Annotated in this window: 30 protein-coding genes and 3 pseudogenes; 20 read left to right on the top strand and 13 right to left on the bottom strand. The window is 69.5% G+C overall.

Annotation, left to right across the window (positions count from 1 at the left end):
* Window positions 1-52: 52 nt before the first annotated feature.
* The 5 genes and pseudogenes from D9753_RS12620 to D9753_RS12640 form a co-directional block, all read right to left on the bottom strand.
* Complete coding sequence (locus D9753_RS12620; protein WP_121787113.1) at window positions 53-2,641, bottom strand: SpoIIE family protein phosphatase; 2,589 nt, start codon at window positions 2,639-2,641, stop codon at window positions 53-55.
* A 268-nt stretch (window positions 2,642-2,909) separates the two neighbouring features.
* On the bottom strand, window positions 2,910-3,317 hold the full coding sequence (locus D9753_RS12625) for an ATP-binding protein (protein WP_205614135.1): 408 nt from the start codon (window positions 3,315-3,317) through the stop codon (window positions 2,910-2,912).
* Window positions 3,318-3,858: 541 nt separating this feature from the next.
* Window positions 3,859-4,257: pseudogene (locus D9753_RS12630) on the bottom strand ((deoxy)nucleoside triphosphate pyrophosphohydrolase); the annotation flags it as partial.
* A gap of 30 nt (window positions 4,258-4,287) precedes the next feature.
* A complete protein-coding gene (locus D9753_RS12635) occupies window positions 4,288-4,479 on the bottom strand; it encodes an SPOR domain-containing protein (protein WP_121787116.1) in 192 nt (63 codons plus the stop codon).
* Between the two features lie 453 nt (window positions 4,480-4,932).
* Window positions 4,933-5,685 (bottom strand): GntR family transcriptional regulator, encoded by a 753-nt coding sequence (locus tag D9753_RS12640; protein WP_121787117.1) that lies wholly within the window; start codon window positions 5,683-5,685, stop codon window positions 4,933-4,935.
* 439 nt (window positions 5,686-6,124) lie between these two features.
* Between D9753_RS12640 and D9753_RS12645 the strand changes: the two genes are divergently transcribed.
* The gene (locus tag D9753_RS12645; protein ID WP_121787118.1) at window positions 6,125-7,351 is read left to right on the top strand and encodes a serpin family protein; all 1,227 of its coding nucleotides are present in this window, start codon (window positions 6,125-6,127) and stop codon (window positions 7,349-7,351) included.
* A gap of 92 nt (window positions 7,352-7,443) precedes the next feature.
* Here the strand turns inward: D9753_RS12645 and sbnB are convergent, their stop codons facing one another.
* The 3 genes from sbnB to D9753_RS36525 form a co-directional block, all read right to left on the bottom strand.
* Window positions 7,444-8,442: a 2,3-diaminopropionate biosynthesis protein SbnB gene (gene sbnB, locus D9753_RS12650; RefSeq protein ID WP_121787119.1), complete on the bottom strand. Its 999-nt coding sequence runs from the start codon at window positions 8,440-8,442 to the stop codon at window positions 7,444-7,446.
* A gap of 189 nt (window positions 8,443-8,631) precedes the next feature.
* Window positions 8,632-8,940, bottom strand: a complete 309-nt coding sequence (locus D9753_RS12655; RefSeq protein ID WP_121787120.1) for an AzlD domain-containing protein — start codon at window positions 8,938-8,940, stop codon at window positions 8,632-8,634.
* 12 nt (window positions 8,941-8,952) lie between these two features.
* Window positions 8,953-9,285, bottom strand: coding sequence for a hypothetical protein (locus D9753_RS36525; protein ID WP_163010690.1), 333 nt, complete (start codon window positions 9,283-9,285; stop codon window positions 8,953-8,955).
* 240 nt (window positions 9,286-9,525) lie between these two features.
* Here D9753_RS36525 and D9753_RS12660 point away from each other — a divergent pair, with 240 nt between their 5' ends.
* From D9753_RS12660 to D9753_RS12675, 4 genes are all read left to right on the top strand, one after another.
* Complete coding sequence (locus D9753_RS12660) at window positions 9,526-9,795, top strand: type II toxin-antitoxin system Phd/YefM family antitoxin (RefSeq protein WP_121787121.1); 270 nt, start codon at window positions 9,526-9,528, stop codon at window positions 9,793-9,795.
* Entirely contained in the window at window positions 9,788-10,057 is a 270-nt protein-coding gene (locus D9753_RS12665; protein WP_121787122.1) for a type II toxin-antitoxin system RelE family toxin, read from the top strand. The genes D9753_RS12660 and D9753_RS12665 overlap by 8 nt, the downstream gene beginning before the upstream one ends.
* A 78-nt stretch (window positions 10,058-10,135) precedes the next feature.
* A complete protein-coding gene (locus tag D9753_RS12670; protein ID WP_014048106.1) occupies window positions 10,136-10,411 on the top strand; it encodes a hypothetical protein in 276 nt (91 codons plus the stop codon).
* The gene (locus D9753_RS12675) at window positions 10,408-10,815 is read left to right on the top strand and encodes a PIN domain-containing protein (RefSeq protein WP_121787123.1); all 408 of its coding nucleotides are present in this window, start codon (window positions 10,408-10,410) and stop codon (window positions 10,813-10,815) included. The genes D9753_RS12670 and D9753_RS12675 overlap by 4 nt, the downstream gene beginning before the upstream one ends.
* A gap of 13 nt (window positions 10,816-10,828) precedes the next feature.
* Here the strand turns inward: D9753_RS12675 and D9753_RS12680 are convergent, their stop codons facing one another.
* Window positions 10,829-11,752 carry a hypothetical protein gene (locus D9753_RS12680; RefSeq protein ID WP_240468123.1) on the bottom strand — a complete coding sequence of 308 codons (924 nt, stop codon included), beginning with the start codon at window positions 11,750-11,752 and terminating at the stop codon, window positions 10,829-10,831.
* A gap of 80 nt (window positions 11,753-11,832) precedes the next feature.
* Window positions 11,833-11,958 (bottom strand): annotated as a pseudogene (locus D9753_RS39325) (hypothetical protein); the annotation flags it as partial.
* A gap of 125 nt (window positions 11,959-12,083) precedes the next feature.
* On the opposite strand from D9753_RS39325, the gene D9753_RS12685 reads away from it, so the two are divergent.
* The 14 genes and pseudogenes from D9753_RS12685 to D9753_RS12745 all read left to right on the top strand — a co-directional run bounded on the left by D9753_RS12685 (window position 12,084) and on the right by D9753_RS12745 (window position 19,781).
* A complete protein-coding gene (locus D9753_RS12685; RefSeq protein ID WP_240468124.1) occupies window positions 12,084-12,977 on the top strand; it encodes a hypothetical protein in 894 nt (297 codons plus the stop codon).
* Window positions 12,974-13,321 (top strand): hypothetical protein, encoded by a 348-nt coding sequence (locus tag D9753_RS12690; RefSeq protein WP_121787124.1) that lies wholly within the window; start codon window positions 12,974-12,976, stop codon window positions 13,319-13,321. The genes D9753_RS12685 and D9753_RS12690 overlap by 4 nt, the downstream gene beginning before the upstream one ends.
* Window positions 13,318-13,704, top strand: a complete 387-nt coding sequence (locus tag D9753_RS12695; protein WP_121787125.1) for an RNA polymerase sigma factor sigma-70 region 4 domain-containing protein — start codon at window positions 13,318-13,320, stop codon at window positions 13,702-13,704. Before D9753_RS12690 ends, D9753_RS12695 begins: the two co-directional genes overlap by 4 nt.
* 233 nt (window positions 13,705-13,937) lie before the next feature.
* A complete protein-coding gene (locus tag D9753_RS12700) occupies window positions 13,938-14,207 on the top strand; it encodes a hypothetical protein (protein WP_240468125.1) in 270 nt (89 codons plus the stop codon).
* The gene (locus D9753_RS12705; protein ID WP_205614136.1) at window positions 14,185-14,697 is read left to right on the top strand and encodes a DUF6879 family protein; all 513 of its coding nucleotides are present in this window, start codon (window positions 14,185-14,187) and stop codon (window positions 14,695-14,697) included. Before D9753_RS12700 ends, D9753_RS12705 begins: the two co-directional genes overlap by 23 nt.
* Window positions 14,698-14,725: 28 nt before the next feature.
* Window positions 14,726-14,923 (top strand): annotated as a pseudogene (locus D9753_RS38980) (helix-turn-helix domain-containing protein); the annotation flags it as partial.
* A 57-nt stretch (window positions 14,924-14,980) separates the two neighbouring features.
* A complete protein-coding gene (locus D9753_RS12710; protein WP_338058010.1) occupies window positions 14,981-15,571 on the top strand; it encodes a DUF5753 domain-containing protein in 591 nt (196 codons plus the stop codon).
* A gap of 92 nt (window positions 15,572-15,663) precedes the next feature.
* Window positions 15,664-16,047 carry a hypothetical protein gene (locus tag D9753_RS12715; protein WP_121787127.1) on the top strand — a complete coding sequence of 128 codons (384 nt, stop codon included), beginning with the start codon at window positions 15,664-15,666 and terminating at the stop codon, window positions 16,045-16,047.
* Window positions 16,044-16,586 carry an NUDIX domain-containing protein gene (locus D9753_RS12720; RefSeq protein WP_121787128.1) on the top strand — a complete coding sequence of 181 codons (543 nt, stop codon included), beginning with the start codon at window positions 16,044-16,046 and terminating at the stop codon, window positions 16,584-16,586. The genes D9753_RS12715 and D9753_RS12720 overlap by 4 nt, the downstream gene beginning before the upstream one ends.
* Window positions 16,587-16,668: 82 nt before the next feature.
* The gene (locus D9753_RS12725; RefSeq protein WP_121787129.1) at window positions 16,669-16,914 is read left to right on the top strand and encodes a hypothetical protein; all 246 of its coding nucleotides are present in this window, start codon (window positions 16,669-16,671) and stop codon (window positions 16,912-16,914) included.
* 55 nt (window positions 16,915-16,969) lie between these two features.
* Complete coding sequence (gene dapF / locus D9753_RS12730; RefSeq protein ID WP_121787130.1) at window positions 16,970-17,770, top strand: diaminopimelate epimerase; 801 nt, start codon at window positions 16,970-16,972, stop codon at window positions 17,768-17,770.
* Window positions 17,767-18,858, top strand: coding sequence for a D-alanine--D-alanine ligase family protein (locus D9753_RS12735; RefSeq protein WP_121787131.1), 1,092 nt, complete (start codon window positions 17,767-17,769; stop codon window positions 18,856-18,858). The genes dapF and D9753_RS12735 overlap by 4 nt, the downstream gene beginning before the upstream one ends.
* A 12-nt stretch (window positions 18,859-18,870) precedes the next feature.
* Entirely contained in the window at window positions 18,871-19,419 is a 549-nt protein-coding gene (locus tag D9753_RS12740) for a C39 family peptidase (RefSeq protein WP_240468126.1), read from the top strand.
* Window positions 19,419-19,781, top strand: coding sequence for a glutamate ligase domain-containing protein (locus tag D9753_RS12745; protein WP_121787132.1), 363 nt, complete (start codon window positions 19,419-19,421; stop codon window positions 19,779-19,781). Before D9753_RS12740 ends, D9753_RS12745 begins: the two co-directional genes overlap by 1 nt.
* Window positions 19,782-19,873: 92 nt before the next feature.
* Here the strand turns inward: D9753_RS12745 and D9753_RS12750 are convergent, their stop codons facing one another.
* Both D9753_RS12750 and ychF read right to left on the bottom strand, forming a co-directional pair.
* Window positions 19,874-20,689, bottom strand: coding sequence for a sulfite exporter TauE/SafE family protein (locus tag D9753_RS12750; protein WP_121787133.1), 816 nt, complete (start codon window positions 20,687-20,689; stop codon window positions 19,874-19,876).
* Between the two features lie 289 nt (window positions 20,690-20,978).
* Window positions 20,979-22,067: a redox-regulated ATPase YchF gene (gene ychF / locus D9753_RS12755; RefSeq protein WP_121787134.1), complete on the bottom strand. Its 1,089-nt coding sequence runs from the start codon at window positions 22,065-22,067 to the stop codon at window positions 20,979-20,981.
* Window positions 22,068-22,250: 183 nt separating this feature from the next.
* Between ychF and D9753_RS12760 the strand changes: the two genes are divergently transcribed.
* Window positions 22,251-22,817: a DUF6542 domain-containing protein gene (locus tag D9753_RS12760; protein WP_205614137.1), complete on the top strand. Its 567-nt coding sequence runs from the start codon at window positions 22,251-22,253 to the stop codon at window positions 22,815-22,817.
* A gap of 42 nt (window positions 22,818-22,859) precedes the next feature.
* On the opposite strand, the gene ppgK is transcribed toward D9753_RS12760, so the two are convergent.
* A complete protein-coding gene (gene ppgK / locus D9753_RS12765; protein ID WP_121787136.1) occupies window positions 22,860-23,606 on the bottom strand; it encodes a polyphosphate--glucose phosphotransferase in 747 nt (248 codons plus the stop codon).
* Between the last annotated feature and the right edge of the window lie 19 nt (window positions 23,607-23,625).

The following is a 23,625-nucleotide window of genomic DNA, read 5'->3' on the forward strand; positions in this document are numbered from 1 at the left end:
CACCTGTCCGCATCCCACCCGGCACAACCCCGCGGGGCGGGCCGGGGTGATGTCAGAACAGGCTCAGCAGGGCCTCCGCCGGGTCCGTGAGGGTTCCCTCGCCGCCCGGCAGGGGTAGCTCGAACCACACCGTCTTGCCGCGTGGCGTCCGGCGCGACCCCCAGGCCGCGCTGAGCAGCCCGACGAGCTGCAGTCCCCGTCCGCCCTCATCGGTGTCCCGGGCCCGCCGTCGCCGTGGCTGGACCAACCCGGAGTCCCAGACCTCGCAGACCAGCGTGCGGTCCAGCAGCAGCCGCAGCCTGATGTCCCCCTCGCCGTATCGCAGCGCGTTGGTCACCAGCTCGCTCACCAGGAGTTCCGTCGTGTCGATCAGCGGTTCCAGGCCCCAGCCGGCGAGCTGCGCGCGGGCGTACTCCCGGGCCCGCCCGACACTGCGCGGTTCGCGCGGCAGCGTCCAGTCGCCGACGGACTCCTCGGGCAGCCCCTGCACCCGGGCCATCAGCAGCGCGATGTCGTCCTCGCCGTGGTGGGTGTCGAGGGTGTTCAGGACGTGGTCGCAGACGTCCTCCAGGGGGCGGGAGGGGTCGGTGAGCGCACCGACGAAGGCCTGAAGGCCCTCGTCCAGGGGGTGGTGGCGGGACTCGACGAGGCCGTCGGTGTACAGCGCGAGGAGCGCGCCCTCGGGGAGTTCGACCTCGACCTCCTCGAAGGGCTCGCCGCCCACGCCGAGCGGCATCCCGGGCGGCACGTCCAGCATCAGGGCCGTCTCGCCGGGCTCGACCAGGACCGGCGGCAGATGGCCGGCGTTGGCGAAGGTGCAGCGCCTGGTCACGGAGTCGTAGACGGCGTACACGCAGGTCGCGAGGTACACCTCGGACAGGTCGGCGTCCCGGGGCTGACGGGCGGTGCGGGTGGCCTGCTGGACCCCGCCCGGCGTGCCGAGCCCCCGCGCGATCTCGTCCAACGCCGAGAGCACCTCGGCCGGTTCGAGGTCCAGCAGGGCCAGGGTGCGTACGGCCGTACGGAGTTCGCCCATGGCCACGGCCGCGCGCAGACCCCGCCCCATCACGTCCCCGACGACCAGCGCCGTACGGTGACCGGGCAGTTCGATGACGTCGAACCAGTCGCCGCCGACCTCGGTGGCCGCGTTGCCGGGCAGATAACGGCAGGCGATGTCCAGGCCGGACGCCTCGGGGTCGCCGGGCGGGAGCAGGGACCGTTGCAGTATCAACGCCCGTTCGTGCTCCCGCCGGTACAGGCGCGCGTTGTCGATGCAGACCGCGGCCCGTGCGGCCAGCTCGACCGCCAGGTCCCGGTCCCGGTCGCCGAACGGCTCGCTGCCCTTGGTCCGGGCGAACTGGGCGAGTCCGACGACCGTGTCGTGGGCGACCATCGGCACGGCCAGCGTGGACTGCACGAGGCCACCCTCCTCGGCGGGCACACGCTGCGGGCGGGCGGTGCGCAGGGCGTCCGCGCAGGGCGAGCTGAAGGGGAAGTGGTGGACCGCGCCGACCTCGACGGGTTTCCCGGAGCTGCTGAAGGGGGCGCCGGAGACAGCGCTGGCGAAGGCGACGCGCCGCAGTTCGGCGCTGCCGTCGGCCAGGCCGGGCGGGGCCTCGTCACCGGTCAGCAGACCCTGGTAGAGGTCGACGGTGGCGAGGTCGCAGAAGCCGGGGACGACGACGTCGAGGAGTTCGCGGGCCGTGGTCTCCAGATCGAGGGAGTTCCCTATGCGCGCGCCGGCGTCGTTGAGCAGGGCGAGATTGCGCCGCGCGGCGGCGGCCTCACGGGCGGCCTCGCGGCGGGCGGTGATGTCGGTGCCGAGCCAGGCGATGCCGATGGGCCGGCCGGTGCCGCTGTGCACGCGGTAGAGGTTGATGGACCAGTGCCGGCGCTCCTCGGAGCCCGGGACGAACCCGGTGACGTGCATGTCGGTGATCGACTCACCGCTCTCCAGCACCCGCCGCAGGGTGGCCGAGACCCGCTCGGCCTCGCCGCGCGGCAGGTAGTCGTGGACTTCCCTGCCCCGGTGGTCGTCCGGGGCTCCGCCGAAGATGGAGGCGAAGCGGTGGTTGGCCCGACGGACCCTCAGGTCGTCGTCGATCAACAGGAAACCGAACGGAGACTGACCGAAAATCGCCTGAGAGGCGGCGAGGTCGGTCTCGATGCTGCGGAGCGTGCGGACGTCCACGACGATACAGACGGCGGCCTTGTCGCCCTCGGCGGTGCGGGTGGGCATGACGTAGACCTCGGCGAGGCCCTCCTCGCCGCGGGTGCCGTCCGGCAGGTCAGGCATCCGGAAGGGCACCACACCGGTCCACTCGCGCCCGTCGAGAATTTCGGCCATCTTCCGTTGGCCGCGGTCGCGCAGGTCGGGGTCGATGAACGCCTCGATGGGATCCATGCCGACGGCGCGTGCGGCGGGGATGCCGAAGAGCTGTTCGGCGCGCAGGCTCCACTGTTCGACCAGCCCGCCGGGACTGATGGAGAAGGACGCGACCTTGATGTAGTCGTAGATCGAACCGGGCGGACTGCTCTGCCACATGGCGTCGCCGGGTGCCGCGGCCGCCTCCGCGGCCTGGTTCCTCGCGCCGTCCGACGGGTCCTCGGACTCCGTGGCCTTCGCTGGTATCTCGCTCACGCGAACCGTCCCCTCCAGCTCACCGCACCCGGCACCGGTCACCGGGGGCGGCTGCCCGCAGTATCCAGCACTACGGCGCCGCACGACACGGTGTTCACGATCACAGCACGGTCCAGGTGTTTTTCGGACCGGTCCGTGACAACACTCCCACTCTTCTAACCAGGGAACACACCGCCGAATCACCCACTGCTGGACCGGGCGCGTGCCCGGCGCGCACCTGGACGGCGCACCGGCGGCTGTACACCCCCGTGCGCCCACGGCCGCCGCCTCACCCGGGCACCGCCAGTTCGAACCAGACGGTCTTTCCGCCGGCGCCGGGCCTGGTGCCCCAGCGGCGTGAGGACCCGGCGACGAGCTGCAGGCCACGCCCGCTCTCGTCCTCGGGCCGGGCGACGCGCTCGCGCGGCGGGTCCGGGAGCGGGTCGGAGACCTCCACCCGCAGGGTGTCGCCGAGTGCGGCGGGACGGAGCAGCCGTACGCCGATGGGGCCGGTGGCGTGCCGCAGGGAGTTGGTGACCAGCTCGCTGACCAGGAGTGCGGCGAGGTCGGCCACGCAGTCGAGGTCCCAGCCGCGTAGCTGGCGCCGGACGGCCGCGCGGGCGTTGCGCACGGCGCCCGGTTCCGCGGGGAAGGACCACTCGGCGCGGTCACCATCGGTGTCGATCACGCCGATCACTTCCCCGGCCAACAGAGCCCGCCCATGTCCGTTTTCATGGGGTTAATGGGCACATACCCGATATCCGGCGGGCAGTACCGCGCGCGAGGGCGCACTGTGGCACGAACGGCGTATGCGGCGCTCCGTGGGACCGGCGCGAGCGCCGCGTGCGTCGAGGACGGCGACGGTTCGGCACCCCGCGCGGGTGCTCCGCCCCCTACGGCACAGTCCTGACCCGACCTACGGCGCGGCGGGAGACGGCTCTCCCTCCGCGGACCTGCCCGGCGGGGAGGCGACCCGATCGGCGGGACCCCCGTGGAAGCGGTCGGCTGGGGGTTGTTGTTCCGACCGTGGACCTGTTCGGCCCGGAGGCTCATCCGTGGACCCGGCCGGTGGGAAGGCCGCCTCAAGGCCGGGTGATATCCGTCGGCCGGGAGTCGGCCCCGCCGGCGGACTCCGCCGACCCGAGGGTGGCCGCGTCGGTGGGCTCGGCCGGCCGGGAGGTGGACCCGTCGGTGGGCTCCGTCGGCCGGGAGGTGGGCTCCGGGGGACGGAGCCTTCCGGCCTCCCGGACCGCCGGGACGTCCTGGTCCAGCCACGGGACGTCCCAGAGCCGCGCCGGGGTCAGCCAGCGCAGTTCGTCGTGGTCCTGGAGGGGCCTCGGCCCGGGCGAGCCGGGACGCAGCCGGGCGGTCCAGACCCACAGGACGTACGGCGCTCGCAGCGGCCACTCCCCCGGCACCCGCCGGACGACCTCGGCGTCGACGCCCAGTTCCTCGCGCAGTTCACGCACCAGGGCGTCCTCGGGCCGCTCACCCGGCTCCACCTTGCCGCCGGGCAGCTCCCAGCGCCCGGCCAGGTCGGCGGGCGCGCTGCGGCGCGCGGCGAGCAGCCGATCACCGTCGAACAGGGCGGCTCCCACCACGACGATCGGTTCCGTGCCGGACGGCGTGCGCGTCATGGACGGGAGCCTACGTCAGCGCGCAGCCGGTCAGTTGCGCGCGCCGTCCCCGTTCTGGCCGATGCGCTCGACCCAGTACATCTGCTTGTGCCCCCGGTCGTCGAAGCTGTCGGCGATCTTCTGCGCCTCCGCGCGGGTCGCATACCGGCCGACGCGGTAGCGGTTGCCGTTGTCGTCCTGCCGTATCACGATCCAGGGCAGTGAGACCGTGCCCTCACTCATGGCCCCCACCGCCCGCGTTCCTTCCCGCACCGCACCGCCCTCCCCCACACTCGGCTGCGCTCTCGGGCCCCCGTCGCGCACCGCCTAAGGAAACCGCAATCCGCATATGCCCGAGCGTACGCCCAACCTTCACGCTGCGCATACGACTTTTCACAAAGAGGTACGCAACCAGCCAGACCGCCGGGGGCGCACGGGACCGAACACGCCGTCGTGAACACCGCCGCCCCGGATCGGGCGCGCGCCGGGCCGACCCGGGCCATCTGCGAGAACGGCCGGATCGCTGCGGCTCCCGGAGGTCGGCGGCGGCCAGGGAGGGCGCGGTATCCGCCCGCCCGGTGCGCCGGAGTGTGCGCTACCTCACGCGGAGGCGCACGCGCCGTACGCCCGGAGGCCCGTCACCACAGCGACCCGGCGCCGCAGCGACCCGGCGCCGGAACGGCCGTACCACGGCGGTCACTTCACGGGCAGGTGGTACGCGACCCGGTAGCGGTCGGCCGGGATCACCACGTCGGCCGTCTCGACCGGCCGGCCCGAGGCGTAGTAGGTGCGCTGGACGACCAGGACCACATGGCCGGGGACACCGCCGAGCAGGTGCAGCTCCTCGGCGAGGCCGGGGCGGGCGCCGACCTCCTCGGTGACGTTGTCCACGATGACGTCGATGGCCCGCATGCGCTCGACCACGCCCATCCCGCCCAGCGGCCCTTCCTCGGGCAGCATCACCGGAGTGCGGCCGGTGACGGCGAGGGGCTCCCAGGAGGTGGAGAGCATCATCGGCTCACCGGCCTGCCGGAAGAGGTACTTGGTGCGCATGACCCGGTCGCCGGGGTGGATCGCGAGCCGCTCGGCGAGCGCCGCGCCGGCCTCGGCCTGTTCGCTCCTGGATTCCCAGGTGCCGCGCACGGCGGCGTCGGCCTGCTCCTGCCGAAACGGCGTGGCCCCGCCGGCCGGACGGAACCCGGAGCGGGCCACCTGCCGGGGCACGGGCCGCTCGCGCACGTACGTCCCCGAGCCGGAACGGCCCTCGACCAGTCCCTCGGCCATCAGCACCTTGCGGGCCTCCAGCGCGACCGTGTCCGAGACGCCGTACTCCTCGCGGATGCGGGCCTGGGAGGGGAGCCGGGTGTGGGGCGGGAGTGAACCGTCGACGATCTTCTTGCGGAGATCACCCGCGACACGCAGGTACGCCGGCTGCTCACCGAAAGTCACTGGCCGCTCCCATCAGGTTGTACAGACGGCAAGAGCCTGGCAACCCCGGGTTCCGCCGTGCAAGCAAAGGCCAGAGAATCACTCGATGTGATGACAGGCGTTGGGGAGCGCTTCACCCGGGCACTTCCTCCCCCGTACAGAGGGACCCACACCCGGAGGCCGGGCCGCGCGGCGACCACCCGGGACGGACGGACGGGGCCGGAGCCGGTGACCCAGCGCCCGCATGTACACCTGATGGACAGTCATTTATCGTTTCTTGTGCGGTAGTTGATGGCCGACACGGGGACGTCCGGGTCCGCTCGTGCGGACGGCGTGGCCGGCGGGGGCCGGGAGGCGCGGGCAGGGACACCGGTACGGTGCTCCTGGGGCGGGGCGGCGACAGCGCGGGACCGGTGGCCGGCCGCACGGTGAGCAGGACACGAACGGGGGCGGGACGAGGGTGGAGACCAGGCCGGACAGCCGGGTGGGCGACGAGGTCGTCCGCGCGGTGAACGGGCTCACGGCCCGATGGGCGGCGACCGCGCACGACGGCACGGTCCTCTCCGCGACCGGGGTCTGGCCCCTGCTGGCCTTCCTCACCGACGGCGCGGCCGGCCCGGCGCGGGCGGAGCTGGCCGGGGCGCTGGGCGTCCCCGCGGGACAGGCCGCCGTCGCCGCGCGGGAACTGCTGGCCGGGCTCGCGTCGGTGTCCGGTCTGGAGGCGGCGCTCGGCCTGTGGACCCACCACGGCCTGGCCCTGCGCGAGGAGTGGCGGGCCGGCCTGCCCGCCGGAACCCACGGCGTCTTCGGGGACGACCTGGTCACCGCGCAGGAGCGGCTGGACGGCTGGGCGGCCGAGCGGACCGGCGGGCTGGTCGAGCGCATGCCGGTGACGCTGACCCGGGAGGCGCGGATGGTGCTGGCCGCCGCGCTCACGCTGCGCACGAACTGGCGCCAGCCGTTCACGGAGCTGCCGCTGCGGCCCGCCGCCGGGCCCTGGCAGGGCCGTACCCTGCGCGGACTGCACCGGCGCAGCGTCCGGCCGGACCGCGTCGGGGTGGCGGGCACCCCGGACGGCTTCGTCACCGCGCTGACGGTGCCCGGGGACCACGGCATCGACGTCCACCTGGTACTCGGCGAGGAACGGATGACGCCCGGTCAGGTGCTGGCGGCCGGCGTGGGCGTGGTGGAGCGCGGCCTGCCGCTCACCGGGGGCGGCGGGCTGCCGCACGGGCACGTTGGCCCCGGCCTGCACGTGGAGCAGCAGCCGGCCGCCGAGCCGGAACCGAGGACGCTGGACGTGACGACCGTGTCGTACGAGGTGCGGGCCGACCACGACCTGCTCGCCCGGCCCGCCCTGTTCGGCCTCACGACGGCGGCGGACACCCGGGCCGGCCACTTCCCCGGGGTGAGTCCCCACCCGCTGGCCGTCGGCGAGGCCCGCCAGTCGGCGGTGGCCCGGTTCGGCGCGCTCGGTTTCCGGGCGGCGGCGGTCACGGCGGTCATGCCCGCACCGGCCGGCGGGGTCCCGTCGTACCGCTACGAGACGACGGTCGTCCGCGCCGCCTTCGACCGCCCCTTCGGCTTCCTCGCCACCCACCGCGAGTCCCGCCTGGTGCTGATGGCGGGCTGGGTGACGGACCCGGCACCGTACCCGGCACCGGGCTTCGGACCGGCCGGACGGTGACGCCGGGCCGGCCGGCCGCCGGCGTGCGCGTGGTGCCGCCCGCACCGCGGGCGTCTCACGGAGGCAGGGGGCATCCCCCACAGGGCGGGGTGCTACGCGTACCGGCTCAGGACGTGGAAGAAGCCGGGGACCGGTGTCGCCAGGCCGCGGCGGAGCGCTTCGCCGTAGACGTGTACGCCCACGGCGAGGTCCAGGACGCCCAGGCCGAACGGGGAGAAGACCAGGGGGCGGTCGGTGGGAAGCTCGGCCGTGCCGTCGAGGACGTCACTGAGCGTTCCGTTGATGAACGACCTGTTGCCCGTGGCCTGTTCGGCCAAGTGGGGTGAGGTGTTCGCCTTGAGGCTGTGCTCCACGTCGTCGACGACGTTGGTGGAGCCCAGGATGATCGCGGGAGAGAGGTCACGCAGGGAGATGTGGAGCACGGTCGGGTTGTGCGAGAACCAGTCCGGTTCATGGACGTGCGGCTCGCCGGCCGTGGTGGCGAAGACGATCAGGTCGGAGCCGCGGACGGCGGTCTCGGCGTCGTCGGAGACGGTCACCGTCCCTTCGTGACCCGTGCCGGAGACGTAGTCGGCGAATCCACGGGCGTACTCGGCGCTGTGGTCGTGGATGGTGACCGTGTCGAAGTCCCAGCCGGTGCCGGTGAGGTAGCGGTGCGTGGAGCAGGCGATGAGGCCGGTGCCGAAGAACGTGATGCGGCGCGGGCGCGGCCGGCCGGCGTGCAGCCGGTCCGCGGCGAGTGCTGCGGAGGCCGCGGTGCGCGTGGCGCTGATGATGGAGCTTTCCAGGCACGCGAAGGGATAGCCGGTCTCGTGGTCGTTGAGGATGAGGACGGCGGACGCCCGCGGCAGGCCCGAGGTGATGTTCGCGGGGAAGCTGGAGATCCACTTGATGCCGTCGACACCGAACTCCCCGCCCAGGGAGGCGGGCAGGGCGATGATCCGGGAGTCGGGGCGGTCCGGGAAGCGCAGGAAGTAGCTGGGCGGATTGACGGTCTGCTGCCGGCCGTGCGCGGTGTAGGCCCGGGCGACGAGATCGACGACCTCGTTCTCCCGGCCGTCGAGGACGTCATGCACGGTCGCTCCGCTGATGACCGAGAACTGCGGGGTGGCGTGTCGAACAGGCTGAGGTTCGCCTGCTGGGCGACCGCGCCGAACAGCAGCCCGAAGGGGAGGGCGCCGAGCGCGAGCGGCAGGACGTCGCGGAGACCGGTACGGACCTCCTGCCTGCGGCTCAGCGGTCGGGTGGGGGCAGCGGAAGCGCTCATCGTGGACTCTCCGTCACAGCAGGAACTTGGCCAGGGCGAAGGCGACGACGGCGGACGCGAAGACGAGGAAGAAGTTGTCCTTCTTGACCGCGCCCACACCGAACCCGACCCCGGCGCCCACCAGGTACGGAGAGAGCCAGCCCGGTCCGTCGCCCGGCGAGGGGGCCAGGATCACGGAGGGAACGATGATCGCCATCAGGACGGCGGGCATCACGTAGGGCAGTGCCTGCTCGACGCGGGCCGGCATCCGCTCCGCATTCAGCGGTCCGAAGAAGCAGAACCTCAGAGCGAAGGTCGCCGCGCCCATCAACACGATCGTCATCGTGGTCAAGGCTCACAGCCCCAGGTCCGCGCGGAGCACCGCGGCGATGCGCTCCGGGTGTGTGGCGTTGAGGTAGTGGCCGCCGTCGTCGCTCATCTCGAAACGGACGGTGTCGCTGAACAGCTTCCAGTTGCGTGCCGTTTCCTCGTGGCCCCGTGCCAGCGGGTCGTCCGGTGCGAACAGGGCCGTGAGCGGGCAGTCGAGCCGGCCCTCGGGCAGCGCGGTCAGGGCGCACGGTGGAAGGCCCGTGTCGCCTCCACGGTGTCGTACGGCCGTGGCCGGACCTGTTCCTGGGCTGGGGGGCGGTGTTCTCCCAACCGCCGACGGAGTCCTGGAGCCGCACACCGCGACAGGGGAGCCCTTCCCCGTCTCGAAAGAGTCGTCGGAAGGGGCCTGACCTCGAAAGATCGGGCCCCTTCTGACCAGCACATTTGCCAGATCATCGATGTGATCGTGCCATCCGCTACACGTGGCCATCCAGCACCCATCCAGCACCGTGGGAAGTCATCCAGCACATCCAGCACGACACAACCCGCTCCACCCCGAGGGCGGTGTACACATGGCACACTCGGTACACTTGAGCGCATGACGCAGCCCCTACCCATAGAGTCCATCCGCGACGTACGCGCGCACCTAGCCGAGGTCGTGGAGCGCGCCGATCGAGACGACGTGCCCACCGTGATCACCCGACGGGGCAAGCAGGTCGCCGCCGTCGTCTCCATCGAGGTGCTGCGCAAGTACCAGGAGTGGGAAGAGCGCGAGATCAACCGGATCATCGACGAGCGCATGGCCAACCCTGTACCCGGCATCCCGATCGAGGACATCATGAGGGAGACGCTGGCGCGCGGTGAGTGAGTACCGAACCGTCTTCCGACCGGAGGCGCAGGCCGAGCTCCGGAAGATCCGTCGCGACATGGCCTTGCGCATCCTGGCCAAACTGACCGAGCTGGAGAGCGACCCCCTCGGCTTCAACACCACCGCGCTCGTGTCACAGCCAGAACGCCGTCGACTGCGGGGCGGCGACTACCGGGTCGTCTACACGATCGACAACGGAGAGCTCGTGGTGTGGGTCGTCCACGTCAGCACGGGATTCTCGGCAAAGTACAAGAAGATCTAGAACGCCAAGACTATGCGCCAGGGATGCAGCCGTACAGAACCTCGGTGCTGTAATAGTTTCTGTACTAGACTTGCGGCCATGAAGTCACCTCGCCCCGGCGGCACGGAGAACATCTCCGTCTCGATGCCCTCGGAACTCCTCGGTGCTCTGCGCACCCGTACCGGTAAGCGCGGCGTGTCCGCGTACGTGACAGCGGCGGTCCGGCATCAGCTCGCCATGGACGGCCTCGCCGAGATCGTGGCCGCCTACGAAGCCGAGCACGAGCCGCTGAGCGAGGCCGAGGTCCAGGCCGCGCAGAGCGAACTGTTTGGTGACGCACCGGCGCCCTACGCATCGAACGACAGCGCCGCATGAAGGAGCCTGCGGCCAGGTCCCTGGTGCTCGACTCCCAGGCACTGTCACTACTGCTGCGCAACGACCGCCAGATGATCACCCGGATCGAGGCCGCCCGGCGCGTAGGTGTGCCCGTCCTCGTGTCGGCCCTGACGGTGGTGGAGGCCGTCTACGGGAAGACGGATACCGCCCGGCTGCGCTGGCTTCTCTCCCGCCTTCAGGTCCAAGACGTCACCCAGGCGGACAGTCTCACCGCGGTGCAGCTGCTGAGCGACGCAGGCGGCCTACACGGGCACAAGTACGCCATCGACGCCCTCGTCGCCGCGATGGCGCTTCGCTCCCCGGCACCCGTCCTCGTACTGACCTCGGATCGCGACGACTGGTCGAAACTGTGCGGCGACCAAGTGCAGATCAAGGACGTCTGACCTCGGCGTTTACTCAGCTTGAATCCACCTGCTGATCGACTGCTGCTTCGTAGAAGGCGTCCGCGAGGGCGATGATGATCGAGTTGATGGCCGGCCCATCGGTGAAGAAGTAGTCGGCCATCGTGTTGTGGGCGTCCTGGTTGTCTGCGACTGCCTCCGTAACGGCCGCTTGGAAGTCTGGTGACTCCAGGAACTCCTTCTTGGAGTTCGCCTTGGTCTGCTTGACCAGGTTCGGGTCATCGAGCAACCGCTCGACGAGAACCTGCACGAACTCCCTGATCTGCGATGCGGTGAACGACTCGGCGCCGAAGAGGTCGTTCATCTTGTCTATGACGACCTGGAGCGCGACGTACTTCGGATCCTTCTTCGTGCCCGTGCCGGCAGCGCTGATGCCCTTCAGTTGCCCGTCGCCCACGAGCGAGATGTCGACCGAGATCGCCTTGTTGTGCTTGACCCCGACCAGCACCACGTCGGAGAGGTCCACGTCGGCCGCCCAGGCGGACTCGGCGATGACCTTCTCCAGCAGGCGCGGGAAGATCGACAGCATCTCCATGCAGGGATCGCCGTAGTCGACGATCTGGGACATGAAGTCATAGAGCCGTACGTAGGTGGAGACGTCCTTGCGGAACAGGTCGAGCGCCTGGAGCGCGACCTTGTCCTCATCCTCGATCGCTCGCGCATAGCGGCGCCGGAAGTCGTGCTGCGCCGGGCTGATCGCCGCCGAGAGCGCGTTGTTGCCCTTCCGGGTCACCCACAGCCCGGCGACCTTACGGACATCGTCCTCGGTGTAGATTCCGGCCTGGGCAAGCTTGTTGGCCAGGTGGACGACGACGTACGGATCGGTCTCGGTCTCCAGGGTCGCGTTCTTGGAGTACGGCTCGAGGCGGCCTTGATGTCCTCGGGCTTGTTGGCGAAGTCGATGACGAACGTCTTGCACTTCCACTCTCCACCAGCAGTGCGGTGAGTGCGGTTGAGCCGCGAAAGCGTCTGCACCGCAGCGACCCCTGACAGCTTCTTGTCGACGTACATCGCCGAGAGCAGGGGCTGATCGAAGCCGGTCTGGAAATTGTTGGCGACCAGCATGATCTTGTACGTATCACCCTTGAAGGCAGCCGCCGGATCAGCTCCGGAGCCGGGGTTCATGTCGGCCTCGGTGAACTCGTCGTCCTTCGACGGCTGCGGCCCCCAGTCGCTGTGCCACGTCTCGCCCTCGGCCCAACGGAGAGCCGGGCGTCTCGGCCCGCTTCTCCTTCAGTCGCCGCAAGGGCATGCCGGCCGAGCGGCCCAGCGTCGACGAGCTGCTGGCCGTCTTCGACCGGCACACCCCTCCCGTCCGCACCGCGCTGGACACGGAGGGCGAATGGACCTTCGTGGTCGCCCTTGGGGACATGCAGCTCGGCAAGCTCGACGGCGACGGCCCCGAAGGCACGCTGCGCCGGGCGATGGACTGCATCGACAAGGCTGCCGACCTGCTGTCCGAGTACCGCATGCGCTTCACCATCGACCACGTTCACCTGGCCTGGCTGGGTGACCATGTCGAGGGCTTCGTCTCCCAGGGCGGAGCGAACACCTGGAGAACGCAGCTCACCCTCACCGAGCAGATCCGGCTGACCCGGCGCCTGATGGCGCACGCGGTGCTGAAGCTCGCCCCGCTCGCCTCCCGGCTGACGGTCGTCGCTGTCCCCGGCAACCACGGTGAAGCCGTCCGCCCGAACGGCCGGGGCGTCACCCGCTACGACGACAGCCACGACACCGACGCCCTGATCTCGGTCGCCGAGGCCCTCACCCTCGCGGGCGAGGAGTACGCGCACGTCGAGGTGTTCGTCCCCGACTCGGACGAGCTGACCGTGGTCGTCGAGTGCTCGGGAACCGTGATCGCCCATGCTCATGGCCATCAGTGGCGCAGCGGAAAGCACTTCGAATGGCGGAAGGGGCAGAGCTTCGACAAGACCTCGGCCATGCACCAGGCCGACGTCCTGCTGGCCGGCCATCTGCATCACGAACACGTGGACACCGACGGGCCGCGCACGTTCATTCAGATTCCCGCCATGGAGTCCGAATCGACCTGGTGGCGGCACCGCACCGGCACCCGGGGCGCTCCGGGCCTGATGGTCATGGTCACCAAGGACGGCGAGGTCCCGGTGAAGGAGGTCGTCCGATGACGATCTCGCTCGTGGACATCGACCAGCCGCAGCGACCTGCCACGGCCGACTGGACCATCCTGGCCGAGCCGCAGGTGGAGAGCGTGTGCCGCGCAGTGGCGCGCGGCTTCTCGCGGGACTACGGGCTGACGCTGGAGTACGAGGACGCCTTGCAGGAGGCCGTCATCGTCGCCGCCGAGCGTGCCTCCTACGTGCGCCAGCTCCTCACCGATGGCGGGGCCGGCCTGCTGCACCGCTGGCTCTCGCAGAGGCTCCGCGACCGGTGGCTGACCGAGGCGAAGCACCGCTCCGCTCACGTGTCGTACGAGGCCGCGCGCAACGCTGCCGAAAGGGGTGGCGGGTGACCCTGTACGACCGGGCCCTGGTCGAGCACCTGCTCCCGGCGGTGTGGGACGACGAGGCGGCGTACGGAATCCGCAACCCCACGGCCCCGGACGCAGACATGCCCAAGGGCAGCGTCGACCCCAAGACGGCGACCCTGCTGTTCGCTCATTTGGCCGACATACGGCGAGGCTGGGTTACGGCGCCGCTCACTCTCGAAGAGCGCCAGGCCCTCGTCCTGCGCTACGGCGTCGACCTCCCGGACACCGAGGCCGGCACCCTCCAAGGAGTGACGGACCGGGCCGTCCGCTACCGGCTCGAACGCGGGGTCGGGAAGATCGCGGCACACCTCAACGGGCGCGAGTACGTGGACGGATACGACTCGCTCGGCCATGACGATGCGTAGGTAGGGAGGGGTAAGAGGGCTCCCGAGAGCGAGGTGAGGGCGCGGGTCAGGCCAGCGATTGCATCCAGCCACCGCCGGAAAGCTGTGGCTGACCCGCTCCTCGTCACCTTGATCCACGGCGCGTAGGTTCGCCTCACGAAGTGCTGGCAAGTTTGGGCAAGTTCCTCGCTCTCCAGCGAGGGCGCAGGCAAGCTCTGGCACGGGAAGCGTAACCGGCGACGGAGGAGGACATCATGGCCCTGCGCATGCTCGGTAAGGACCCGAACAGCCCTGACGGCAACTCGCCCACCATCTACGTGGACGAGGAGACGGACAGGTACCTCGTCCAGGGGTACAAGGTTCTGGACGAGGGGCGGCTCAAGCAGTTGAACCTCCCCGCGCACGAGGGGGCGGTTGAGATCCCCCGCTATATGGTGCAGTTCTTCCTGGCAGAGGACAGGGAGACCGCCACCAAGGACGCCGAGCCGGAGGAGGAGAAGGTTGTCGAGTCCCCCGACGTTTAAGGAGCTGTTCCGCGACTGCCAGCGGACGGCTGTTCACCTGGAAGCCCGCGACGCCTACAGCAAGACGGACTCCGCCTTCGTTGACTGGAAGGCCGGCAAGTCCATCGACCCGGCCAAGCGCTGGGCCGCCTGGCACGCCATCGTCTCGGAGGCTGTCTCGCGAGGTGTCGAGGTGCGTCGAGCCCGCATCGTGTCGACGCCCGTGAGCGAGTACATCCGCTTCGAGCACGAGGTGACCGAGGGGCTGAACGTCGCGGCGGGTGAGCAGGTGCGATGGCTTCCCCGGCGAAACGCCTCGGATCTGCTTCTTCCGGGGAACGACTTCTGGCTGTTCGATTCCCGGCTGCTGTACCTGAACCACTTTGACGGCGAAGGCGAGCCCACAGAGCCCGAGATCACCGAAGACCCGGAGATCGCGAAACTCTGCGATACGGCTTTCGAGGCCGTATGGAATCGGGCAACGCCACACGCAGAGTTCGCAGCGTACTGAACACTCCGCATAGGACCGTCACCCCAAAATGAAACCGCCAGCATCTTCGAGCGCACAAGAAGCCCGAAAGGCGCTCGGGAAACGTCTCGCAGAGATCCGGGAAGCAGCCGGACTCACAAAGCGAGCACTTTCCGCAAAACTGGACTGGCATGAGTCGAAGGCTTCGCGCTTCGAGAGCGGAACACGCGCGCCCTCGGAGCGCGACCTTCGTGCTTGGTGCAGAGTCTGCGAGGCAGACAGCCTGGCGGACGATCTCGTCAAGACGGCCCGCGGAATCGAGGGCATGTACGTCGAGTGGCACAAGATGGAGGGCGACGGGCTCAAGTGGGCACAGGAGTCCGCCCTCCCCCTCTGGGAGCGAACACAGCACTTCCGGTTCTATTCGCCGTCGCTCATCCCTGGGCCCGTGCAAACTGCTTCCTACATCAAGGCGTTGCTAACCTCCATCCGTAACCGTCGCGGCTTGATCGACGACGTAGACGCGGCTGTCGAGGTCCGCCTAGAGAAGCAGAAGATCGTCTATACGCCGCGCACGTTCGTCATCCTTCTGGAGGAGAGCGCCCTCTATAACCGCATCGGCGGGACGGACGTGATGGCCGGCCAACTCGGCTATCTGATCAGCGCTATGGCCTTGCCCACGGTGAGCATCGGCATCATTCCCCGCGACATCGACCGCCCACTCATGCCCGTCGAGGGCTTTTTCATGTTCGACGACCACACCGTCAAGGTCGAACTGGTGTCGGCGCATCTAACGGTCGTACAGAAGCACGAACTTGCCATGTATGCCAGAACGTTCACGGAGCTGCACGAACATGCCGTCATTGGCAGCGCTGCGCGTGAACTCATCACCCGCGCCATCGAATCTCAAGGGTGAACGTCTGGCAAGTTCCGGCACATTCCTGGAGTACTTGCCACCCCCCTCTCTAACTTTGTTGGCACGGCATAAGGCGTGCACCGGAGGGGCCAATGAAGGTGGCAAGTACGGGCAAGGCAAGGGAGTTGGCCGAAGTTTCAGAGGAGAACGGCGGGATTAGCGTCACGGAGATCACTTCGCTGACCGATACCGTTCTCGGATTTCGGCTGGGAACCACGACCCGCGCGCAGTTGGACCACTACGTGCCGCGCCTTGCCAAGGAGTTGAACGGCCTCCTTGGCAAGGACTTAGGGGCCGAGGACGACCCCGACGCACAGGAACTCGTCCGCAGGGCGACGCGGCTGGTTGAACTCTCGGCCCGTCCCACCGCCGAGACCCCCACGTTCGGCACCTTCTTCTATCTCCGCGACATTGCCAACCTGTCGCGCCGCCTGCTGTGGCTCTACACGGACCGGCATGGGCTGGGTGCGCCGTGAGTGTCAGAGAAGACCAGATCATCCGAGAGCTGTCCCACTACATACACGAACACCCCGACGAGAAGATGGCGCTGATGCCGGTCTATGACGCAGCCGTTGATCACTCGCGGAACCGGGGCTGCACCCACGACCAGCGCTGCCCGCTCGTAATGGCAGGGGCCGTCGTCGTCGATGAACAGGCTCGCGTCCTGTGCCTGCGACACGAAGGCGGCTACGCGCTCGCCGAGGCCGAGCCCGAGGATCAGGACAACTCCCTCAGCGAGGCCGCCTTACGCCTTCTGGCCGAGGAAGTCGGCGTCTGGGATGTGTGGACCGAGCCCGGCGCCGAGGGCCCGTTCCTGGTCGACGTGACGAGGCCGGGGCAGCACGGGTACGGACGCCGCCTCCGGGTCGGCATGCGCTACCTCTTCCGGGCCCACTCGGGCGCTGTCTTCCCCTCCATGATCGAAGCCGGTGCGGCAGCTTGGGTGCCTCTTCCCGAGATCGGCATCCCGTCAGTGCGCAGGCGCGTGGAGCACCACCTGATCGGAACCCGATGAGCCCTCGAAACCAGCAGATCTCCTACGTTCTCAGTCTTATCGCGATCGGCGGCTCCCTCCTCCTCGGCATCTGGAGGGGCTGATGTACCAGCCCAGAAGCGAAGAGCAGCCCTCTGAGCCCCCGCCGCCGGTCGGAACCATGAAAGCCACCAGGACGCCGACCGATGTCCGCATAGGCGACTTCATCCTCATCGACGGCAGCTATCAGCGGGTCCGGGACATGAGGGCCGCGGGCACCTCGGCCCACCGTGTTCTGCACTTCGTCGGACATGCACCGCTGATCATGCGCAAACCGCAGACCGTTTGCCGGCCGATCTCATCGCGCTGAGCAGCCGTTCGGCACCGCACCACCCATCCCATCTCATCACGCGAGGAGCTTTGCCATGCGCTTTCGCAAGATCCACGGAGCGGGCAACGACTTCATCCTCTTCACGGACCCCGGCCCGCGAGCTGGCACGGACTGGGCCAAGGAGGCGGAACGCCTCTGCGCCAGACGGACCGGAGTGGGTGCGGATGGCCTGGTCGTCAGCCGCTTCGTCAGCCCCACCTCCACGGTGCTCGATGTCGACTGCTTCAACGCGGACGGCTCGACCGCAACGATGTGCGGCAATGCGCTGCGCTGCGCGGCCTGGGCGGCCCAGTGCGACCAGGGCTTCCGAACCATGCAGCTCCGCATGGCCGGCGTCATGCACGAGGCCACCGTCGACGCCGACTCTGTCTGGGTCACGGCTGACGTGGGCGCCATCCAGCCCCGAGTCTTACAGACGGTCATCAACGGCAGGCCGACGTGGTTCGACAGCGCGCACACCGGCACGGAACACGTCGTCGCCGTCGTGGAGAACGTGGACGCCATCCACACCGAAGTGGTCGGCCGAGTCGTCCGGCACCACAAGAACGTGGCGCCGCTGGGTACGAACGTCAACTTCGTCCAGCACCTCGGCGGCCAGGCGCTCAAGATCCGCACCTACGAACGGGGCGTCGAGGCCGAGACCCTCTCCTGCGGCAGCGGAGCCGTCGCCGCCGTCGTCATCGCCACCATGCGTGGCCTCGTCGCCAGGCGCGAGGTCACCGTCCACAACGAGGCCGGTGAGCCTCTCACCGTCCGTCCGCACGACGACCACCCGAATCGGGCCGCCTGGGTTGGCGGGCCGGTAACCCAAACCTTCGAAGGGGTACTCGCATGACCCTCTTTCTCGACTCCAGCTCGAAGCAGGCGGCGCACAAGGCCACCGAGGAACTCCGTGCGTGGAGGCAGAGCCGGCGGGGCCTGAGCGTCGCCCTCATCTACGGGCCGGTGTCCGCTGAAGACAGGCTCTACCACTCCAAGTGCCCCGTCGAGCAGCGGTCCGTGACCGCCCTGGGCGAGGCGCTGGAAGAGATCGGCGCGCGGTGGGACGTGCTGGACCCCACCCAGCCTGACTTCATCAGCGAGCTGGTCTCGTACGACGTGGCCCTCTCGAACCTGCACGGTCCCTACGGCGAAGACGGCCGCCTTCAGGGTCTGCTCGACTACCTTCGCGTGCCGTACTGCGGCAGCGGAGTCGCGGCCTCTGCGGTGGCCGCGGACAAGATCCTTTGCAAGCGGGTCATGCTGACCCTCGGCGTCCCGACGCCCGGCTGGCGCGTCTGGTCCGGCGGCCCGGTGAACTGGGCCAGCCAGGCCGTCATGGTGAAGCCGCCCTTCGGCGGGTCCAGCGTGGGCATGAGCCTCGTCCGCGACGCGGCCGACCTGCCCCGCGCCCTGGCGGAGGCCGCTGGCGAAAGCGGGGAAGAGGTACTCGTCGAGGACTACGTGATCGGCACCCCCGTGACCGTGGGCATGCTGGAGCTTCCCGGCGGCTCGGTCATCGTCTTCCCGCCGCTGACCACCGAGGCGACCGATGCCGAGTTCTACGACGCCGACACCAAACTCGACGTGGACTCCAAGGGCGCCGTCACCGTCCGCGCCGCCGAGCTGGAGCCCGTAGCACTGAACCGGATCGCCAGGGACGCCCGGACCCTGTGGGACGGGATCGGGCTGCGCGGTTCGGCCCGCATCGACTTCATCGTCACCGAGGACGGCGACGCCTACGTGCTGGAGGTCAACAGCACGCCGGGCATGTCCCGTGACAGCAACTTCGCGGTCGGGGCGGCGATGGTCGGGCTCACGCACACGGACGTCGTACTGGCGATGCTTCACGAGGCCCTGGCCCGGCCGCCGTACGATGTCCCCCTGCCCACTCCCGTGTTCTCCAGCACCACGGCGACGCGGGAGGCTGCCGTCTCCCTGTAGGAGCACGCCACTGTGCCGCGCGTCCACGATGTCCCCCTGTGCCGACAGCTCATCGCCCCCGCCGAATGGGATCTACACGGCGGATGGGCACTCGGGGACAGGATCGAATGGTCCAACCGGGCGTGCGGCCTGGCATCGCTGCGAGCGATCCTGCTCGCCTACGGGCGCGAGGCGCCCACGGTGACGGAACTCCTGAAGCTCGCCGTGAAGCACGAGGTGCTGACCCCGCGTGGAGCGCTTCACGCGGGGATCGCGAACCTGGCGACCGAACTGGGAGTGCCTTCCCTGGCGGAACCCATCCCCGCCGAAAACCTGCTCGGCCGCCTCGATGACGCCCCCCTCATCGTGTCCGTGACCGAGCAGTTCCCCGACGACGGCCGCACGGGCGGGCACCTCGTGATTCTGCGCGGCTACGACGACGGCCCCGAGCCGGTGATCCGCTTCCGAGATCCGTCAGCTTGGGGCCAGTCACATGATCGAGTTCCCCTCAGCCGCCTGTCCGCTTCCTACACGGGGCGCGCGATCACCTTCGCGCCCCTGACCAACAACGGAGACTCCTGATGCCCGAGACTGACGGCGACGCGACCGAGGCCGTAGGCGGCCGAAGGATCGCCGTACTGGGCGAGATGCTGGAGCTGGGCGAGGAAGCAGTCGAGGCCCATCGCGAGATTGGCCGCTTCGCAGCCGAAAGCGGCGTCGATCTCGTCGTGGCGGTCGGCGGAGACCTCGCGAAACAGCTCGCCCTCGCAGCGGGCGCGGCCGGCGTCCCAGACATTGCGTTCGTTGGCGACAACGCGACCGCCGCAGCGTATCTCGACTCGATCCTTCAGCCCGGTGACGTTGTGCTCGTGAAGGCGTCACGGGGCGGCCAGCTCTGGCAGATCGCCCAAGCTCTTAACGGACAGCCCGTCACTGGGCTCTAGCGAGGCGCGTTCTCGGCCCGTACCCGGGCCGCTCCAAGATTCTTGGGTTCGGCGGCCGGACCGGCATCGGTCTCCCAGTCACCTCGGCGACGTCAATCGTGACGGGCGAGCTTGACTGCGGAAATGAGCAGGATCACGGCCAGCGCAGGGATGAGCACCAGGTCCGGGAACACGCCGAGCAACAGCCCGCCCAGTACGGCGCCGACGATGGAGCCTGCGGCCATGATCATGGCGAAGCGGAGGTTCGCACCGAGGACGGCGAAGCTGCCGTCACGGCTGTACCGGGCGAAGGCCACCAGCATGGTCGGCAGCGAGACCAGCAGGGAGATGCTTCCCGCCGTCTTGATGCCCTCCCCGAACAGCAACACGATCGTCGGGATCAGCAGCTCGCCGCCGGCCACGCCCATGATCGCCGCGACCACCCCAATACCGAAGCCGGCCACGACCCCACACGGCACCTGCGCCCACAGCGGCAGATCGAGGGTGCCCAGGGTTGTTGTGTGCGTGACCATCAGGGCCGCGGCCATGAGCACCATCAGTGCGGCCAGCACCTTGTAAAGGGTGGCGGAGCGCATGCGTACCGCCCAGGACGCTCCGGCCCAGGCACCCAGCAGGCTGCCGGCCAGCAGGTTGACCGCGACGGGCCAGCGTGCGGCCAGCTCGACGGCCGGGACCGCCGCCAGACGGGCAGGCAGCGCGACCAAGACCACGACGAGGCTCATCGCCTTGTTCAGGATGACGGCCGAGAGCGCGGCGAAGCCGAAGAGGCTGATCAGCAGTGGCAGGCGGAACTCCGCGCCGCCCAGCCCGATCATCCCGCCCAGAACGCCGATGGCCGCCCCGGCGCCGAAAACCACAGGCGTTGCATGCGTCGAGCGGAGGGGAACGACGTTCTGGTCAAAGGCCATAACTGGCATCCTCGCTGGTAGCCGCCTCCGCCCGCTACGCCGCAGCCCCACATTGGGGGCAAAGCACCGGGCGCCCACCCCGAGATTCGTCCGGTCCTATGAAGCAGCTCGGAGCATCCAGCACCGATCCAGCACGGTGCGGGTGATGGGGGGTGATGACGGGTGACGAGGTGTCAGATTATCCAGCACCTATCCAGCACGGTAAAAATCTAGGGGCCCACCCCCGGAGAGGTGGACCCCCTCTGACCTGCGCATTTGTCAGATCAGCGATGTGGTGCTATGTGACCCACTACACGTTGAAGCGGAACTCCACCACGTCCCCGTCCTGCATGACGTAGTCCTTGCCCTCCATGCGGGCCTTGCCCTTGGCGCGGGCCTCGGTGACCGAGCCGGTCTCGACGAGGTCGTCGAAGGAGATGACCTCGGCCTTGATGAAGCCCTTCTGGAAGTCGGTGTGGATGACACCGGCGGCCTCGGGGGCGGTGGCGCCCTTCTTGATCGTCCAGGCGCGGGACTCCTTGGGGCCGGCCGTCAGGTAGGTCTGCAGGCCGAGGGTGGCGAAGCCGACGCGGGCGAGGGTGGCGAGGCCGGGCTCGTCCTGGCCGACGGACTGGAGGAGTTCGAGGGCCTCCTCCTCGTCCAGCTCGGCGAGGTCGGCCTCCAGCTTGGCGTTCAGGAAGATCGCCTCGGCCGGGGCGACCAGGGCGCGCTGCTCGTTCTTGAACTCCTCGTCGACCAGCTCGTCCTCGTCGACGTTGAAGACGTAGAGGAACGGCTTCGTGGTGAGCAGGTGCAGGTCGTGGAGGAGCTCCGCCCGCTCGCTGCCCTGGACGATGCCGTGCGCGAAGAGCGTGTCGCCCTTCTCCAGGATCTCCTTGGCCTCCTCGACCGCCCTGACCTTGGGCGCGATGTCCTTCTTGATCCGCGACTCCTTCTGGAGGCGGGGCAGGACCTTCTCGATGGTCTGGAGGTCGGCGAGGATCAGCTCGGTGTTGATCGTCTCGATGTCGTCCTTCGGCGAGACCTTGCCGTCGACGTGGACGACGTTCTCGTCCTTGAAGGCGCGGATGACCTGGCAGATCGCGTCCGACTCGCGGATGTTCGCGAGGAACTTGTTGCCGAGGCCCTCGCCCTCGGAGGCACCGCGCACGATGCCGGCGATGTCGACGAAGTCGACCGTGGCCGGAAGGATGCGCTCCGACTTGAAGATCGACGCCAGTTGCGCGAGACGGGCGTCGGGCACGCCGACCACGCCGACGTTCGGCTCGATCGTGGCGAACGGGTAGTTGGCCGCCAGCACGTCGTTCTTGGTCAGGGCGTTGAACAGGGTCGACTTGCCGACGTTGGGCAGGCCGACGATTCCGATCGTGAGCGACACGTTGCGACTTCCCGTTGATGAGTGGGCCAGGGGCTGCCAGACCAGAGACCGATACTGGCCGATCCACCAGTTTACGGCGTCCGGGGCGCCCGGCTCGCTGGAGCGGGGGACGGGTGGCCGGCCGTTTCCCCGTCGGCGTGTCTGAGGGCTGATCGGGCACATAAGCAGACCTAAGTTGGTCCAATGGAGCAACGCAGGACGCGACATCCGAACAACGGACGGCGACGTGGCGCACAGCCGCCCGCCCCGCTGCCACCGCAGGCCCGGCGCGGGCCGGCCGGTGAGCGCGGGCCCGCACCGGGGACCGCCCGCGCGGCGCGGCCGCGCCGGACGGTGCGCCCCGCGCGGCCGGCGGGGGCGGGCGGACGGCCGGCGGACATGAAGCTCACCGGGCTCGGCAGCGGGCTGTTCTGCGTCGTGGCGATGTTCCTGCTCGGCTACCTGGACCAACTGCTCCTGGGAGCCTCCGGCACGGTGTACGGGCTGCTGTTCCTGCCGGTGTGCCTGCTCACGGCCCTGTGGGTACGCGACGGGGACGTGCTGACCGCCCCGGTGGTCGCACCGATCGCGTTCACCCTGGGGCTGCTGCCCCTCGCCGACGGCGCCGGAGGGCTCGCCGGCCGGATGATGGGGCTGTTCACCGGGCTGGCCACGCAGGCGGGCTGGCTGTACGCGGGGACGCTCGCCGCCGGCGTGACCGTGCTCGTACGCCGGACGCGGTGGGCGGAACAGCGCCGCCGACGGAGCTGAGCGTGCGGGCCGCCCGGGACCGGACCCGGGCGGCCCGGACGGTCACCCCCGCGGGGCCGCTCTCATCGCCGCTCCCACGATCCCCGCGTTGTTCTGGAGCTGCGCGGGGACGATCTCCGCCTTGACGCCCTCGATCAGGTGCAGGAACTTGTGCGCCTTGCGGCTGACCCCGCCGCCGATGACGAACAGCTCCGGCGAGAACAGCATCTCCACGTGCGCCAGATACTGCTGCACGCGCTGCGCCCACTGCTCCCAGCTGAGGTCGTGGTCCTCCTTGACCTTGCTGGAGGCACGCTTCTCGGCGTCGTGGCCGTGCAGCTCCAGGTGGCCCAGCTCCGTGTTGGGGACGAGGACGCCGTCCACGAAGAGGGCGCTGCCGATGCCGGTGCCGAAGGTGAGCAGGATGACCGTGCCCCGGCGGCCCCGTCCGGCGCCGAACTGCATCTCGGCGACGCCCGCCGCGTCCGCGTCGTTGACCACGGTCACCGGGAGGCCGCCGAGTCTGCCGCTGAACAACGCGCGCGCGTCCGTGTCGATCCAGCTCTTGTCGACGTTCGCCGCCGTACGGATCGTGGCGCCGCCGGTGACCACCCCGGGGAAGGTCAGGCCGACCGGGCCGGTCCAGCCGAAGTGGTCGATGACCTGCTTGACCCCGTCGGCCACGCCGTCGGGTGTCGCCGGATGCGGGGTGAGCACCTTGCAGCGCTCCTGGGCCAGGTCGCCCCGGTCCAGGTCCACAGGGGCACCCTTGATGCCGGATCCGCCGATGTCCACGCCGAAGATCTGCATGGCTCCACGTTACGACGGA

Source organism: Streptomyces dangxiongensis, assembly GCF_003675325.1.
Classification (GTDB): Bacteria; Actinomycetota; Actinomycetes; order Streptomycetales; family Streptomycetaceae; genus Streptomyces; species Streptomyces dangxiongensis.